Below are 14,548 nucleotides of genomic sequence, written 5' to 3'. Positions count from 1 at the left end.
TCTGTTTCAAGTGGTCCCTTTGCTCAGTTTCAGAACTGCGCAGATGATGAGGAGTCTCTGACGAAGTTGGTGTTTCAATTGGTGAATAGAATCCCTGGGTCCGAGCCCGATCGAGAAACCATAAAGTTTCAAGTCGGAAAATTCAGGGCGACTGTGAACGGAATAATGGGAAGAATCGGAGTTTCGCCTCTATCGGAGAAGAAGAAGGGGGCTGTTGAAGCTGATAATTCTTCAGCAAAGCTATTTGAGGAGATCAAGGTGATGTTTCAGGATCTTCCAATGCGGATGTCACTTGGTGATGTCGAAAGTTACAGTCGGCCGCTGAGTTTTCGCCACTTCTCAGATGATGTCGATCAGATGTACCGTCAGGGAAGTTATTCAATAGGTATTCGTATTGCACTTGCCACCTACAAAAATTCGCTTCCCTGGCTCTACGACGAAGGTTGTGCATTGATAAAGACGCTTGAGGGCTCGAGCTCACTGATCGCCAAGAAGAGATCCTTGGAAAATTTTGAGGGTGTTCTCAAGTCGAGTATGCGAAGTCTGCATTTTGAGAGGACATTCGGAGGGGACAAGAAGGAATACATGTCCGTAGTCCGAGGCTTTCCGGCAATGCTCAGCCATGGTCTCAGGGCAATTGGGGGTTTGTTACCGCCAAGGCCATAAATCCTGGCCGGTGGGACGGTGGTCGAACTGAGCTCTTATTCGGGCCTCACTTCCCGACAAGCCCACTCAAGCAACCCCCGGCAAGCCAGAAACAACCCATCCACCACCCCTTCATCCAAATGCCGCTCCGGGTCAGCAGCCACCCGGCAGCGATCCGCGGCGTGCAGCACCTCCAGCACCGTCAGCGCCCCCACCATCGCGCGCTCACTCCTCGCGAGGCTGACTCGCCGTCCAGGCAACACATCGTTCTCCGGCCAGGGCAGCCCGTCCGCGCCTTCGCAGCGGCGGATGCGCTTGAGGATGCCGATCAGGGAGTTGAGGTCGGGCGGTGGGGTGTCGTCGTTGATGGGCTCAACGGATGTATACGAGGAGAAGTTCTCGGAATCGTTCATGGCGTCGGCTTCCCTGGCTGTACTTAACAGCGCCACCGCGAAGAGGGTGGCGGACGGTGCGGGTTCCAAACCGGGACAGACAGTTGTCAGAAGACCGGCGGGTCCGGAGACCCCCACGCACCGCCCGCCATAAAGGCCGACGGATTACCCGCCGGCACCGGTTTAAGACGGTGCCGACGGGTAAGCGTAAACAACTCTCTGTCTCGGGTTTGGACGCCCGGCCACCCGTTGTCGGTGGCGCGCCATGGTGTTTACGCCGTCGCTCCGAATGCCAATAGAAATTCCCGAAGAATTCGCAGGAATCGAGAGCGAAGAACTATTGTGGCACGCACCATTCGTGCAGCACGCGACATCGCCAGACGCATTCGCGCAGTCACCCTGCTGATTGCGAATAAAACTGGCGCAATCGCCCACGCCACAAGCGAATAGCGCGACAGCCTTCTTAACACCCCTTTCGGCTCAAAATCCGCTGGCGACGCTGCCCGATCACCCGCGCACCTGAAAAATCGGTTCAATCACGACACCGCCAGCAGGCAGCGCTCCTCAACGAACACCTTCCTCAACCGCGCCCGCATTCCCCACCAACAACTCAATCATCGCCCGCGCCGCCGCGGACTGCCGCCGATGCGGCGCATAGATCACCGAGAACGGCCGTGACCGCCCCCGCAGCTGCGGCAGCACCTCCACCAGCTGCCCGCGCTGTAACCGCTCGCGCACGATGAACTCGTAGCTCTGGCAGATGCCGATGCCCTGTTCGGCCAGCGACACCACGCCCAGCACATCGTCGGAGGTCTCGATGGACGAACGCGGCAGCCAGTCCACGTCGCGCCCGCTGTCGCGGAAGATCCACGGCGCCAACCGCCCGGTACGCGGCATCACGAAGGGCAGGCACAGGTGCTGCTGCAGGTCGTCCAGCGTCTGCGGCGAGCCACGGCGTTGCAGGTAGTCCGGCGCGGCCACCAGCAGCAATGGCGCGTCTTCCAGCTTCCGCCCCACCAGCCCGCTGTCCGGCAGCTGGCCCAGCCGGATGGCCAGGTCGAAGCCTTCGGCCACCAGGTCCACATTGCGGTTGGTGATGTTCAGTTCCACCTGCACCTGCGGGTACTGCTGCGCAAAGCGCGCCAGCACGGGCGGCAGCCGGTAGTGGCCATAGGTGGTCGGCACGCTCAGGCGCACGCGGCCTGCCAGCGCGCCGTCTTGGCCCTGTACGTCGCGCTCGGCGTCGTCCAGCAGGCCAAAGGCCGTGCGCACCTGTTCCCGATAGAGCCGCCCGGCGTCGGTCAGGCCCACGCGGCGGGTGGTCCGCTGCAGCAGCTGCCGGCCCAGCCGCGCTTCCAGACGGGTGACCGCGCGGCTCAGCACCGACGGCGTGGTGGACAGCGCCACCGCGCCCGCCGTGAACGAGCCGTGCTCCACCACCGCCAGGAACACCTCCACATCGCCCAGATAGTCGAACTTGCGGCTCATTTGGCTCTCCGGGGAACAGATGTTTTGCGATGTGGCCAATTTATCGCCGCTGGGGCGATGAACAAAGTGGCGGCCATTCCCCGATAGGAGCTTCCCATGAACCTGATGACCCGATTGGCCGCAGCGCTGGCCCTGACCCTGGCCGCCAGCGGCGCCCACGCCGCCAACGTGCTGGTGGTGCTGTCCGATGAAAACCACCTGGACCTGAAGGACGGCAAGGTGCTGTCCACCGGCTTCTATCTCAACGAGCTGATGCAGCCGGTCAAGCTGCTGCTGGACGCGGGCCACGCGGTGACCTTCGCCACGCCGCAGGGGCGGGCGCCGACGGTGGATGCGTCCTCGGTGACGCCCGCGTACTTCGGCAACGATGCCGCACAGCTGACGCTGCACAAGGATCTGCTGGACAAGCTGGCGCTGACCTCGCCGACGGCCTCGCCGGTGGTCAGCCTGGCGCGCATCGAGCAGCAGGGTTACGCCCGTTTCGATGCGGTCTACATTCCCGGCGGCCACGCGCCGATGCAGGACCTGCTGAAGAGCCCGGCGCTGGGCCGGCTGCTGGCCGACTTCCACCAGCGCAGCAAGACCACCGCGCTGGTCTGCCACGGGCCGATCACGCTGCTGTCCACGCTGCCGGATGCAGAAGGTTTCGTCGCGAAGCTGGACGCGGGCGCCATGCCGGCCACGCCGAAGTGGATCTACAGCGGCTACCGGATGACGGTGATCAGCAACCAGGAAGAAGAACAGGCCAAGCCGCTGCTGGGCGGCGGCGAGATGAAGTTCTACCCGCAGACCGCGTTGCAGCGGGCGGGTGCGAAGTTCAGCAGCAACACCACGCCGTGGACCGGCCATGTGGTGGTGGACCGCGAGCTGATTACCGGGCAGAACCCGGCCTCGGCGCTGGAAGTGGGGCAGCGGCTGCTTGAACGGCTGAAGTAAGCCGGTGGATTGGGCGCGTGATGGCCGGCGTGGCACCATGGCGGATTGGCCTCGCGCGTTCTGGCGAGGCCCTTTGCCAGGGAAGCCCTCGACACGACATGCGTACGTCCTTCTTCATTCTTTCCGCTCTGTGCCTGGGCCTGCTGTCCGGGTGCGCCAGTGGCCCGGAGCAGCATACCTCGATCCGTGAAATCACCGGTGCCTTCGTGGCCGACGATGGCCAGCTGTACCTGCTGCCGCGCTACGACGAACCGATGCGCTTCGATGCGGCGCCGTTCCGTGACTACCGCGCCCTGATGGACAGCCCGCTGCGCGAGGCGGTGGTGTGCGCGCAGATGTACTTCCACGAGGATTGGCGCGACCCGGCCAACAAGGCCAAGGTGCATGGCAGCTACGCGCTGCTGCTGCGGCCGGAGCAGGTGACGCCGCAACACGCAGCGCAGTTCAGGCTGGAACGGATTGACGTCACACCGCGCGAAGCCAAGGTGGTCGATGAGCGCGCGCGCTACTACCTGCCGCTGGAGCGGAGCCGTTACTCGCTGGCTTTTGATCGTGCCTGCGCTCTTTCAAAGAAGGGTGGCAGCTATTACAGCGCCTTGTTCGAGGGCGATGGCGAACGCGTGCAGCTGCCGGACGCTGCGGTGCTGGCGGAGAAGGCGGCGCTGGCGCAGCCGATCAACGCGCGCGCCGAGCGTATCCTGCCGGAGCGGGAGGACGGGCCGGGCGTGGGGTCAGCGGCGGGCAAGGTGCTGGGCGCCGCTTTGATTCCTGTGGCGGTTCCGGTGTTTGTGTTGAGCCTGCCGTTTCTGGGGCCGGGTCACTGGAAGTGATGGGTTGAGGGGGAGCATCTTCGCCCCGCGTGAATCTACCGCTGATGGCCTGTCAGGTGGAGGCGCTCAGGCCTCCACCTCTACAGCGTGCTCAACGCTGGCGACGGACTGCAGTCGGGCCCTGAAGTAGGCGGCAACCTGCGGATCGGTCGCGTAGACGTAGCAGCCCTTCATCCCTCGGGTCATCAAGGTGCGGTAGGTGTTCTTGATGATGGTGTCCGCGAGTTCAGCGGCGTGGGCGGGATGAGCCTTTGACAGCTTCACGAAACCCTTCATGGTTTTGTCGTGCCGGTCCCGCGCGCGCGGCACGGTCTTGAGCACGCCGTCCTGCATGACGAGGTCCGGCCCGATGATCACCCCGATGTAGTCCACTTCCAGACCCTGGCAGGTATGGATGCATCCCACCTGGTCGATCGAGTCCGGCGAGATGATCCAGAGGCTTCCGTCGTCATTGAGGTTCCATTGGCGCTGGTAGCTGCCGATGACAATGTCCATCTCCTTGCTGTTCTTCTTGCTGTTCCAAGGCCAGCAGTAGCCGGCCACAACGCGCGCACGGTTGACGGTGTTCCTCGCTTCGATGGCGGCATGCAGCGCGGACGGATCATCGAATACCTGGAAGTCGTAGCTGTTCTCGTCCAGCGTTGTGTTTGCGGTGGGCCGGATCTGCAGTACATCGTCCAGCCACGCCAGATAGCCGTCTGAACCCGCGCAACGGAACTGCGAAGACAGTACGTATTCCTCCACCGTCGCTCCACGGGCAATCGCGAAGTCCCGGATGGCCTCTTTGGTGCCGACATCCTTCAGCGTGACGCGCTGGTCTTCATCGATGAAGAACACACTGCATAGTGCGGCATTTATCAGTTCCTGGATCTGGTGCGTGCCCAGGTTCCCATAGAACCCGCTCTTCTCGGTAAGGCGGTGTGCCTCGTCCACGACCAACACGTCATACGCGTTCTGTGCCGACTCGGTAAAGGAGCCGGACCCGCCGAAAAGATGCACCAGATGGGCGTTCTCGGGCTTCTGGATGAGCGTGTTGCTGTAGACGGCGCGAGGTGCCGCATTCTTGGAGATGTACTTGACGGTCAACCCATCGCGAAGCGCGGCAAGAAGATTCACCGCGACAATCGACTTGCCCGTGCCCGGGCCACCCTCAACAATGACGACACGGGGCTTTCCGCTGGCGTGCGCTTGGGCACACGCGGCCTTGGCGGCTTCAAATACCTGCTTCTGCTCATCAAGCAGCGCAAAGGCACTATTTCCCCTCAACAGCCGATGCACATCGTCGGCGAGCGCCTTGGAAGGGCGGATTCGCCCATTCTCCAGCTCGGCAAGCACGGACGCGCCATCGCCTTTGCTGGTGTGCTGACTGATGAAGCCACGCAGCTTTTCGAGGTCCCAGGTGCTCTTCAGGAAGAGCGGGGCACGTTCGATGTAGGGCTGATAGTGGGGCGAATCGATCACACCGTCCGGCACATAGTTGTGCAGGTAGGCGCAGGGGTGGAGCTGGAGTTTTCCTTCATGGACCGCTTCGTTGAAGCCTTCCAGGAACGCAGCATAGGACCACGCCTGATAGCTGGGGTGAACGAGAGACTGCCCTTCGCGAAGCTCCACGATGGCGTCGCGTTTGGTCGGCTTGATGGCGGACCATTGCTTGAGCTCGACGATGATGACGTGGGGCGAGCCGTCCTCGGAGCGACCGGTCAGGACGACGTCGATGCGCTTCTTCGACTGGGGAAGAATGAACTCCACGGCCACACCGATGTCATCGGGAATGGAGTGATGGGTGAGTGCACGCGCGACGTACCGAAGCGACTCGCGCCAGGAACGGATCTCGGACTCGCCTACGTCGCCCTTCGTCGCCGCCTTGAAGCTGGCGCGGATGACCTCCTCGATCTCCTCGTCGTTGCATTGGCGAAGGAAGGACGCCTTGTCTGCCTGGTAGACGATCATGGCTGCGACAGCTTGTTGTACTTGGTGCTGACGCCCCGCGAGAGGTCCACCGGGTACTTGGCGGCATTGGTGGCCAGCTTGCTGCTGACGGCTTCGTTCAGATCGATGCCGAGCACGTCCGACAGCCGGATGAGGTACAGGGCTACATCGGCAACTTCATCGCGTACGGCCTTGGCGGTGGTTTCCGAAGTCGCCGCCTTGAACGAGTCGGCCTCTGTCATCCACTGGAAGATCTCGTTCAGCTCTCCAACTTCGCCGGAAAGGGCCATGACAAGATTCTTGGGGGAGTGAAACTGGGCCCAGTCACGGGCTTCGGCGAACTCCCTGAGCGCTTGGGCAGCGCCCCGAACCTCGACAAGAGGGTGTTCCATGGCATGGCCTTATACGACAGGGTTTGGCCAATTCTACCCATGCCAGTGGGGCGTAAGCGACATTTCGGCCTTGATTCCCCTGCAATCAACAAGGGCGCCAATGGGCGCCCTTGTTGGTGATGCGATCAGGCGATGATTGCCCGTCCCGGCATCAGCCCCGACACCTCGGCCTGCCCCCTGCCACACAGCTGGCCTGCCAGTGCTGCCAGGCCTCGGCATCGATACTGGCCTTCAGTGCAATGGCCTGCAGCTCCGCCCAGTCTTTCGGTGAAGGCGCGGCCAGCAGCCCGCGCATGAAGGCCTGCATCTTCGCCTCACCCACCTGCTTTTCCAGCGAAAGTAGCAGCAACGGACCATAGACGTAGCGATACATCTCGCCCAGGTCCGAGTGGCCATCGACGGCATCAAGCGCCGGCAGCGGCGTATCGAGCGCATCGACGGTGGCCTGCAACCTTGCAACATAGTGGTCCGCCGCAGCGTCACCACTGATCTGACGCAGCGCCTTGATCGACAGGAATTCGGCGCTGGATTCCAGCAGCACCCAGTAGTACGGCCCCTGCGGCCGGTTGAGCGTGCCGAAGTAGTAGTGGCCCATTTCGTGCGCGATGTACTGCACGCGCCGTTCGGCCTGTTCACCGCCGGCCAGCAGCGAATCGGCCACGTTGCCGATGCTGCCGCTCATGGCGATGGTCGGCCAGGTGGCAAAGCCCCATTCGCTGCCGTCGCGGTCGCGCTCGGCCTGGTTGAGCGTGACCATGCGCAGGAAGGTGGGGCGGTCGGCCAGCGGCACGCCCATGTAGCGCGCGTGCACGTCGGCCACCTGCTGCACGACGCGGGACAGCGCGTCGACCTTGGGCGTGGGCAGGCTCTCGTTGAGGAGGGTGACCTGCGCGGTGTGGGTGATCGGGCCGCTGCCACCGAACAGCAGGATGGGCCGCGCGTTGTCGCTGCGAAAGCGGCCCTGCGTGCCTTCGATGGCGGGGCTGCCATTGAGGTACAGGAAGCGGCAGCCGCGGCAGTCCACCTGCAGGTCGTAGCGGCTTTCGCTGCCGCGCACGCGGGCCTTGGGGTCGAACGCCTGAGGCAGCCATGCAGACTGCTCGGTAAAACGGGCGCTGTCGCCGTTGAAGGCCATCATGCCTTTGAAGTCGCCCATGGCATCGTGCTTCGGGTACAGCGGGAACGCGCCCACGTACTGCACGCAGAGCGTGGCCGTGGGCTCGGCCAGAGTGTAGACGCGCGCCTCGCCATCCACGCCCGGGTCGTACCAGCCATCGAACCCGACCGGCTTGCCCTCGTCATCGGTGACCCGTGCGACGTTCAGACCGGCATTGAGCACGAAGTGGCCCTGTGCGTCGGCGGGGCGATTGGACAGGCATGCATCGCCCTCCACGCGGCCACTGGCGATATCCAGGCGCACACTGCCAGTGGTGAGCGGCGTTGCCAGCTGCTCGGGCGATGCGGCTTGGCTGAGGGCAGGAGCGAGCAGTGCGGCGAGGGCCGCCGGCAGCAGGGCCTTGCTGGGGTTCATCGAGCCATCCTTGGGTGGATGGCGCCGACTATAGAGCCAATATGAATTCCTGCCGAGAGGGGCGCATCCACGCGTGGCGTGCAGTTGCGGAGCTACACTGGCCCCCTGCACGTGATGGAAGCTTGCCCATGTTGAACGGAAAGGTCGCAGTGGTTACCGGCTCCACCAGCGGTATCGGTCTTGGCATCGCCACGGCGCTGGCGCGACAGGGCGCCGACATCGTGCTGAACGGCTTCGGCGATGCGGCGCAGATCGAGAGCCTCCGTGCCAACCTCGAAGCGGAGTTCGGTGTGCGGGTGGCGCATGACGGCGCCGATCTGTCCCGGGGCGAGGCCGTACGGAACATGATCGCCAACGCCGTCGCGAGGATGGGGCGTATCGACATCCTGGTGAACAACGCGGGCATCCAGCACACCGCGTCGATCGAGGAATTTCCTGTCGAGAAGTGGGACGCGATCCTGGCGCTGAATCTCTCGGCGGTGTTCCATGCCACGGCGGCGGCCTTGCCCTACATGAAGCAGCAGGGCGCCGGCCGCATCATCAACATCGCCTCGGCGCATGGGCTGGTGGGCTCGGTGAACAAGTCGGCCTATGTGGCGGCCAAGCATGGCGTGGTGGGCTTCACCAAGGTGACCGCGCTGGAGAATGCCGGCACCGGCATCACCGCCAATGCCCTCTGCCCGGGGTGGGTGCGCACGGCGCTGGTGGAGCAGCAGATCACCGCGTTGGCCGAGCGCGAGGGCATCGATCAGGAGTCTGCCGCGCGTGCGCTGCTGGCCGAAAAGCAGCCCTCGTTGCAGTTCGTCACCCCCGAGCAGCTGGGAGAAATGGTGGTGTTCCTTTCCTCGGACGCCGCCGCCCAGATCACCGGCACAGCGTTGCCGGTGGATGGGGGCTGGACCGCGCGCTAGCAGCGGGAACCCTGATCAAAGCGGGGATGGGATAGGACTGCCAGCTGGATGGTGGGTTCAGTCCCGCTGGATTCGGCGCAACCACGTGTCCCACGATTCAAGCCGCACTTGGGGTGACGTTCCGCGTTCGTAATCGTGGCGTTTGCGGCTCTCTTCCAGGTCATTCTGGGTTCTCCCGCCGATGATCACCGGGCGGATGTTGATGTCCTTATCGGGATCGACCTCAAGAGGGGCTTCGGGGCCGAGAAATGCATTGTGGAGCGAACTTCCGCGCTCGGCTTCCGCGCGGATACGGTGCAGCTCGCAGCGGATGGGCTCCGGGTTGCGATAGAACAATCCGAGGCGGTTGCGGAGCTGGCCTGCGGCTTCCAGTACCTTGTGGTTGAATTCCTGATAGTGGTTGCTGTTGACGAGGTTGAATTCGGCTCCCTTGACCTCGATCAGGACGACGTCCATGCGCGAGCGACCGGTGAACACGGCGAAATCCACATAGCCGTCGCCAAAGGGAAATTCTGAAAAGCAGATGTACTCGTCATCTGGTGAGGTGAACGCTTCGGCGACAATCGATAGATCGCTCTTGAGCAAGCGTTGGAGCTCGCGTTCACCACTTCCAGCCTCGACGAGTGCGCGCACAGAGGAGCGCGAGATCATGCCGTCTGCTATCTCCAGCTTGCGCTTGATGACTTCGGGAGACTCGGGCCAGGGTGAACCATCAAATCGCCTTGTGGAGAGCCTGAGCGTTTCGGTCCTGCCGACGATTCGCTTGTTGTGTTCGGTACGGTCTTCAAGCTCTTCCGGACTACAACCCAGAAGGGCAATTGCAGCCTCTCTCGAGATCGACTGCCAGTTGACCCCTGGAGAGACTCGCACCTGGTCAAAGGTGTCTTGCTCCGGGTCAGGTCTCTCATAGTGTTCGATATAAACGGTCGCACCGAGGGCCAGCCCGCTGTCCTCGATTCGCTCCACGATCGTTTCAATGGCATTGGTAACGGACCGCCCGTTGTTGCATGGGCCAAGATCCGTGATGAGAACGCGCGGGCCGTCATCCCCGGAGAATACCCGTAGGCGGCACATGCCTTTGGATTGCGGGTGGTAGTCGCCTGCGTAGCTGAGTACCGTATCTACAATCTTCATTCTGCAATTGCTCTCGCTCCTCCATGGAGTGTCAACAATGTGCGTCTTATGTTTGGCACACAATCGGGGATTCCCTTACAGATTTCACCAATGAGGACGACAGTTGGGAATCAACGGCCAGGGATACTCAGTCGATCCAGTCACTGGACCGGCTGTGCACGCCGCTGCAACATCGGCAGCGCCACCAGCGTAACGAGGATGGTGAACAGCACCAGCGACGAGCCGACCGTTCCGAAGCCCAGCCCACCCTTTTCCAGCGGCTTGGTGAGCAGGTCGCCGAAGGTGGCGCCGAACGGGCGGGTGAGCACGAAGGCGATCCAGAACAGGATGACCCGGTTGATGCCCTTGATGCGGCTGGCCAGTGCAGTGAGCGCGATGAGGCTGCCGATCAGCAGTGCGCCGCCGGTGAAGCCCAGCCCGGAATCGTCCGCAAGGAAGTCGCCCAGCGCGGTGCCGAGCGTGTTGGAGAACAGCACGGCGGTCCAGTAGAAGCCTTCGGCGCGGCGCGATGCGATGTTGCTGACCGAGATCGACTTCTCTGACATGCGCCAGGCCAGCAGCACCAGCGCCAGGCAGCCGGCCAGCAGGCTGGCGCCGGTGGCGTAGCCCAGCCCCAGGGTGCGGTCGAGCAGGTCGGACATTGTGGTTCCTGCGGTGCTGGTGGCCAGCACCACCGACCAGAACAGCACTGGGTGAAAGCGCCGTGCAGACAGCTGCAGGGCCAACAGGCCGGCAAAGACCGTCAGCAGGATGGCCGAGCTGGCCACGTAGCCCAGGTTGAGCGTCATCGACAGCAGGTCGCCGGCGGTCTCGCCGAGGGTGGTGGCGGCGATCTTCATCACCCAGAAGCCGAGCGTGACCGCCGCCACTTTGCTGTGCAGGGAATCTGCGTCTGAAGCACGCATCGAACGTCGCCTGGGGAGCCTGCCAGTGATGCTGTGTTGCGCGGCGGAGTGCAGTCGGAACCGGGTTCGGCGAGAGTGAGCGTGGGGGCGGCGTTCAGCCCACGCTGGCCGGGGCCGAAAGGCGCGCCAGCAGCGCGTCCCAGTCGGCCACGAAACAGCCCTCGCGGCCGCGATTGCACTCGGTGATCCACGCATCCAGCGATTCGCTCTGTGCGCGGTAGGTGCTGACATCGCCCAGTACGGCGAAGTGCAGGCGGTAGTTCACCAGCATCTGCAGCCATTGCCCGGCCATGCCGGAGCGCAGCTCGAAGAAGTCCGGAGAGAGGCGCTGCACGGGAACCACGATCCACTCGGCAGGGTGACCCAGCGCGTCGCCGACGAGGTCGCGCAGGCCGTTGGCATCCAGCACGCGGCCTTGGTCATGGACGCGCAGGAGGGTGGTGTCGCCGATCTTTTCCAGGTGCGGGTGCATGGGGGGGGGAGGTGTGCGTTGAGCGGGGTGGGGGAGGGAGCGAGCTAGGGCGGCCCCTGTTGCGGACGTTCTGGGTCGATCAGGCCGGCTGCTCGCTCATGGTGACGTGTTCGCCCTTCACTGGAGACGCATTCTGCCGCATGTGAGAGGTGGTTGTGTTTACACGATTCCAGAATTCTCCTTGTGGCTCATCCACTTGCGGGATTGCAGGTAGATCGCCGCCGTTTCGCGCCTGGAAGTCCTGTCATCGGCTTCGGTAGCTTCGCGCAGCTGGCTGGAAAGGTCGGTGCCTGCTTCGTGTGGAACTGATATGGGTCGATTGATTGTGGTCGTCGGGGATGCAACCAGTGGCGGAGGGCGCGTTATCACGGGCTCTGCGTTTACTGATATCAACGGGCACGCCGTAGCACGTATGTCCGACCGCGCGACATGCCCCAAGCATCAGGGCATCTTTCCGATCGTGACCGGGGACGATTCCTGGATTGTGGATGGGCAGCCGGTTGCGCGCGACGGCGATCGGCTGGCCTGCGGATGCAGCCTGTTGGCGGGCGCCCAGCAGACGGCCCACATCGCGGCTGCTGGTGCGTTGGCACCTGCCACGTCGGAAGGGGATGCCACGGCTCCCGCGCCACCGCCCGACGAGTTCACGGTGCACTCGACCCCAAAGGAGCCGGTCTGCCGGGAATGCCTTCTGGCGGCGGCAAGGAGCGGTGCCGCTTACCTGCGGAGATGAATATGGAATACGCCATTGTCGACGCCGCTGCGTCCCCGCAGATTGCCAATGTTCTGGGGGGTTATGCCACATCGGGCATTGCGTGGCCGCTCTTTGAACATCAGCCTGAAGCCAGCAGCGCCGATGTTGGGCCTTGGCTGATCCAGTTGAATGGCGATGGATGGGTGCGCCGATGGCTGCTGAATCTTGAGGCGCGTCCGGGACGGGTGTGCTGGGTGACCAGTGACGAGCCGGTTGGCGCCGTCATCGAGCATCTTCAAGCCCGCCTGGAAGTACGGCTGTCAGATGGAGGCTTGGCGCTGTTCCGGTTCTGGGATGGACGCGCCTTGTATCGTGTGTGGACCGTCATGACGCGTGAACAGAAGAGAGCGTTCATGGCGCCATTCCTCCGGTGGTCAGTCTGGCTGCAGGGGCAGCAGTGGCAGCTGGATCGCGACGTTGTGGAGAAAAGCTGATGCTGACGTTCAGTGCCAGGCAGGAGGCGTTGCTACGCTTGCCTGATCTGTTCGATTTCCTCCCCAAGCTTGCTGGCGAGATTCGTCGTGACATGCCCGAACGGGTCCTTGGCATGGATGACGCCGCACTTCTTGCGGAAACCGATCGCTGTTATGCCTACGCGGCCTACGAGTTGGGCATCACCCACCTTCCGGTGCTCGTTGCCTGGACGAAAACGGATGTCGGCAGTGGTGGTGAGCTTCATCGCAATGCTGAAGTGGATATCGCGATTCGCCACGCGGAGCATCCGAGCACCAAGGCGGCTGATGTGCTCGGCGCCTTGGCCGCCTTGCATCGGTGGCCGAAGGGAGAGGAGTGATGGTTGCGGTTCCTGTTCGTTGGGGCATAGGCAAGCTGGCCGAGAGAGCCGCTGCGGCGGCGGCAGCGGCAGCCGCGGCCACCGCGGCGAACGACGCCGTCAAGGACAAGCCAGACGTCCGAAGTCGAGAAGCAGACTGCTCTGATGTGCCAGACCACAGCGAGTGCAATCAGTGCTTGCTGGGGAATGGGCGAGTGGGGCAGCCGCCGACGCCGAGATACATAACCTTGAGCACACGCATCAACTATGACTACCAGCTACAGATCGCCAACATGTTTGCCGGTCCGGAGCGGTTTGGCTATGTACGCCGAGGCGATAGTGCTGACCAGATCGTGAGCATTGGCGTAGAAGTCGTAAAGGGGTTCTTTGGCAAGGGCGGAGAGTACACCACCCTTGAATGGCTATACGGAGGTACCTCGTTTGATGGCTTCTGGCGAGATCGGTGTACCGTGGTTGAAGCGAAGGCCAACTTTGAAAAATTCTTCGACGAATATGGCCGTGATGCAACGCCATTTACGTTTGCCGTAACTGAGTCCTGGCTCAAAAGTTACAGAGTGCAATCCGCGCTCGTCGCCCCTGCAATGCCTAGAGGGAAGCTTGAGTGGCACTTCATGGACGTCGTCGCTTTCATTGCTGGAATTGAAGCCGGGATTCCAACTGAGAGTGCGCGCCATACCCCTTACGTGCTGGGTGCCATTTGAGATGATCGTTACCTTGACCGTGAAGTTCGTCCCACAGAGGCTGTCTCTCTCAGAGGCATACGCCTATTCGGCTGCATTGATCGAGAATCTTGGAGAGCTCACGCCTGATTTCCGGCAATGGTGGGGCATGCCGAAAGGGCCGAAGGACCATTTCGTGTCATTCGTAGAGCGATCGAGGATCATCGCCCGAATGGAAGCGGACGATGCCGAGTTTCCAGAGCTTCGGCATGCCGGCGCTCCCGGCCTGCTGTTGACGAACGCGGGAGATGAGGCGAGCTGGAGGGCGCGCGGACGGGTTGGGCTGGCGATCTCTCCAAGCTTTGGCTCGATTCGGATCAGCATCAGCGATGTGGAGGTGGTCTTCGAGCGGCCATCGCGCGTGCTGTGGACGATTCTGGATGCGATGTCCAAGCGGCCCGATGTGTGTTTGATACAGACGAACGTGAAACAGCGTGTGGGTGCTGATCTACTGCTTTACAGCCTGCATCGAGCACCGTTTCCCCATCGTGAGTTCCTGGGCTGGATGGGATATGTGGATGAGGCGCTCACCCGTGATCAGGTTCCTGCTGCGGCAAAGCTTGAGCGACGGGGCAACGGAACACTCATCCTCGCCACCGACGTACTCGATCTTGCCGACCCGCATGCCGTGCAACAGGCCAACCAGGTCGAGATGAGCCTGGTGGATCTCGGGCTGCTTCCGGTCATCGACCCGGCGTTGAAGTGACTGCGGCCAGA

17 protein-coding genes are annotated in these 14,548 nt (G+C 62.7%); 9 read left to right on the top strand and 8 right to left on the bottom strand.

Features of this window, described 5'->3' with window-relative positions; genetic code table 11:
• Nucleotides 1–666 (top strand): hypothetical protein (locus QMZ25_RS14095; protein ID WP_283219826.1); only part of this gene is annotated, 666 nt, incomplete at its 5' end.
• Between the two features lie 35 nt (nt 667–701).
• On the opposite strand, the gene QMZ25_RS14090 is transcribed toward QMZ25_RS14095, so the two are convergent.
• The gene (locus QMZ25_RS14090) at nt 702–1,058 is read right to left on the bottom strand and encodes a hypothetical protein (RefSeq protein WP_283219825.1); all 357 of its coding nucleotides are present in this window, start codon (nt 1,056–1,058) and stop codon (nt 702–704) included.
• A 543-nt stretch (nt 1,059–1,601) separates the two neighbouring features.
• Nucleotides 1,602–2,525, bottom strand: a complete 924-nt coding sequence (locus QMZ25_RS14085; RefSeq protein ID WP_283219824.1) for a LysR family transcriptional regulator — start codon at nt 2,523–2,525, stop codon at nt 1,602–1,604.
• A 96-nt stretch (nt 2,526–2,621) separates the two neighbouring features.
• On the opposite strand from QMZ25_RS14085, the gene QMZ25_RS14080 reads away from it, so the two are divergent.
• Together QMZ25_RS14080 and QMZ25_RS14075 are read left to right on the top strand one after the other, a co-directional pair.
• Nucleotides 2,622–3,461 (top strand): type 1 glutamine amidotransferase domain-containing protein, encoded by an 840-nt coding sequence (locus QMZ25_RS14080; RefSeq protein WP_283219823.1) that lies wholly within the window; start codon nt 2,622–2,624, stop codon nt 3,459–3,461.
• A 98-nt stretch (nt 3,462–3,559) separates the two neighbouring features.
• The gene (locus QMZ25_RS14075; RefSeq protein ID WP_283219822.1) at nt 3,560–4,291 is read left to right on the top strand and encodes a hypothetical protein; all 732 of its coding nucleotides are present in this window, start codon (nt 3,560–3,562) and stop codon (nt 4,289–4,291) included.
• A 66-nt stretch (nt 4,292–4,357) separates the two neighbouring features.
• Here the strand turns inward: QMZ25_RS14075 and QMZ25_RS14070 are convergent, their stop codons facing one another.
• The 3 genes from QMZ25_RS14070 to QMZ25_RS14060 all read right to left on the bottom strand — a co-directional run bounded on the left by QMZ25_RS14070 (nt 4,358) and on the right by QMZ25_RS14060 (nt 8,143).
• Nucleotides 4,358–6,241, bottom strand: a complete 1,884-nt coding sequence (locus QMZ25_RS14070; RefSeq protein WP_283219821.1) for a DUF2075 domain-containing protein — start codon at nt 6,239–6,241, stop codon at nt 4,358–4,360.
• A complete protein-coding gene (locus QMZ25_RS14065; RefSeq protein ID WP_227255387.1) occupies nt 6,238–6,510 on the bottom strand; it encodes a nucleotide pyrophosphohydrolase in 273 nt (90 codons plus the stop codon). The genes QMZ25_RS14070 and QMZ25_RS14065 overlap by 4 nt, the downstream gene beginning before the upstream one ends.
• Nucleotides 6,511–6,763: 253 nt before the next feature.
• Entirely contained in the window at nt 6,764–8,143 is a 1,380-nt protein-coding gene (locus tag QMZ25_RS14060; RefSeq protein ID WP_283219820.1) for a hypothetical protein, read from the bottom strand.
• 128 nt (nt 8,144–8,271) lie between these two features.
• Here QMZ25_RS14060 and QMZ25_RS14055 point away from each other — a divergent pair, with 128 nt between their 5' ends.
• Complete coding sequence (locus QMZ25_RS14055) at nt 8,272–9,054, top strand: 3-hydroxybutyrate dehydrogenase (protein WP_283219819.1); 783 nt, start codon at nt 8,272–8,274, stop codon at nt 9,052–9,054.
• 57 nt (nt 9,055–9,111) lie between these two features.
• On the opposite strand, the gene QMZ25_RS14050 is transcribed toward QMZ25_RS14055, so the two are convergent.
• From QMZ25_RS14050 to QMZ25_RS14040, 3 genes are all read right to left on the bottom strand, one after another.
• Nucleotides 9,112–10,188 (bottom strand): Shedu immune nuclease family protein, encoded by a 1,077-nt coding sequence (locus tag QMZ25_RS14050; protein WP_283219818.1) that lies wholly within the window; start codon nt 10,186–10,188, stop codon nt 9,112–9,114.
• Between the two features lie 140 nt (nt 10,189–10,328).
• A complete protein-coding gene (locus QMZ25_RS14045) occupies nt 10,329–11,093 on the bottom strand; it encodes a hypothetical protein (protein WP_164153001.1) in 765 nt (254 codons plus the stop codon).
• Between the two features lie 94 nt (nt 11,094–11,187).
• Nucleotides 11,188–11,565: a DUF4180 domain-containing protein gene (locus tag QMZ25_RS14040; RefSeq protein WP_283219817.1), complete on the bottom strand. Its 378-nt coding sequence runs from the start codon at nt 11,563–11,565 to the stop codon at nt 11,188–11,190.
• Between the two features lie 310 nt (nt 11,566–11,875).
• Here QMZ25_RS14040 and QMZ25_RS14035 point away from each other — a divergent pair, with 310 nt between their 5' ends.
• From QMZ25_RS14035 to QMZ25_RS14015, 5 genes are read left to right on the top strand one after another with little or no spacing between them, the layout of a single operon-like run.
• Nucleotides 11,876–12,298: a PAAR domain-containing protein gene (locus QMZ25_RS14035; RefSeq protein WP_180875923.1), complete on the top strand. Its 423-nt coding sequence runs from the start codon at nt 11,876–11,878 to the stop codon at nt 12,296–12,298.
• Nucleotides 12,299–12,300: 2 nt separating this feature from the next.
• Entirely contained in the window at nt 12,301–12,753 is a 453-nt protein-coding gene (locus tag QMZ25_RS14030) for a DUF4123 domain-containing protein (RefSeq protein WP_053517579.1), read from the top strand.
• On the top strand, nt 12,753–13,112 hold the full coding sequence (locus tag QMZ25_RS14025) for a hypothetical protein (protein WP_053517578.1): 360 nt from the start codon (nt 12,753–12,755) through the stop codon (nt 13,110–13,112). The genes QMZ25_RS14030 and QMZ25_RS14025 overlap by 1 nt, the downstream gene beginning before the upstream one ends.
• Nucleotides 13,112–13,813 carry a Tox-REase-5 domain-containing protein gene (locus QMZ25_RS14020; protein WP_065181358.1) on the top strand — a complete coding sequence of 234 codons (702 nt, stop codon included), beginning with the start codon at nt 13,112–13,114 and terminating at the stop codon, nt 13,811–13,813. The genes QMZ25_RS14025 and QMZ25_RS14020 overlap by 1 nt, the downstream gene beginning before the upstream one ends.
• A gap of 13 nt (nt 13,814–13,826) precedes the next feature.
• A complete protein-coding gene (locus QMZ25_RS14015; RefSeq protein WP_180875926.1) occupies nt 13,827–14,537 on the top strand; it encodes an Imm52 family immunity protein in 711 nt (236 codons plus the stop codon).
• The last annotated feature ends 11 nt before the right edge of the window (nt 14,538–14,548 follow it).

The organism is Stenotrophomonas sp. RS-48 (assembly GCF_030053245.1).
In the GTDB taxonomy this organism is placed as follows: Bacteria; Pseudomonadota; Gammaproteobacteria; order Xanthomonadales; family Xanthomonadaceae; genus Stenotrophomonas; species Stenotrophomonas maltophilia_P.
The sequence above is the reverse complement of the archived record's forward strand: the minus strand, read 5'-3'. Positions and strand labels throughout refer to the sequence as shown.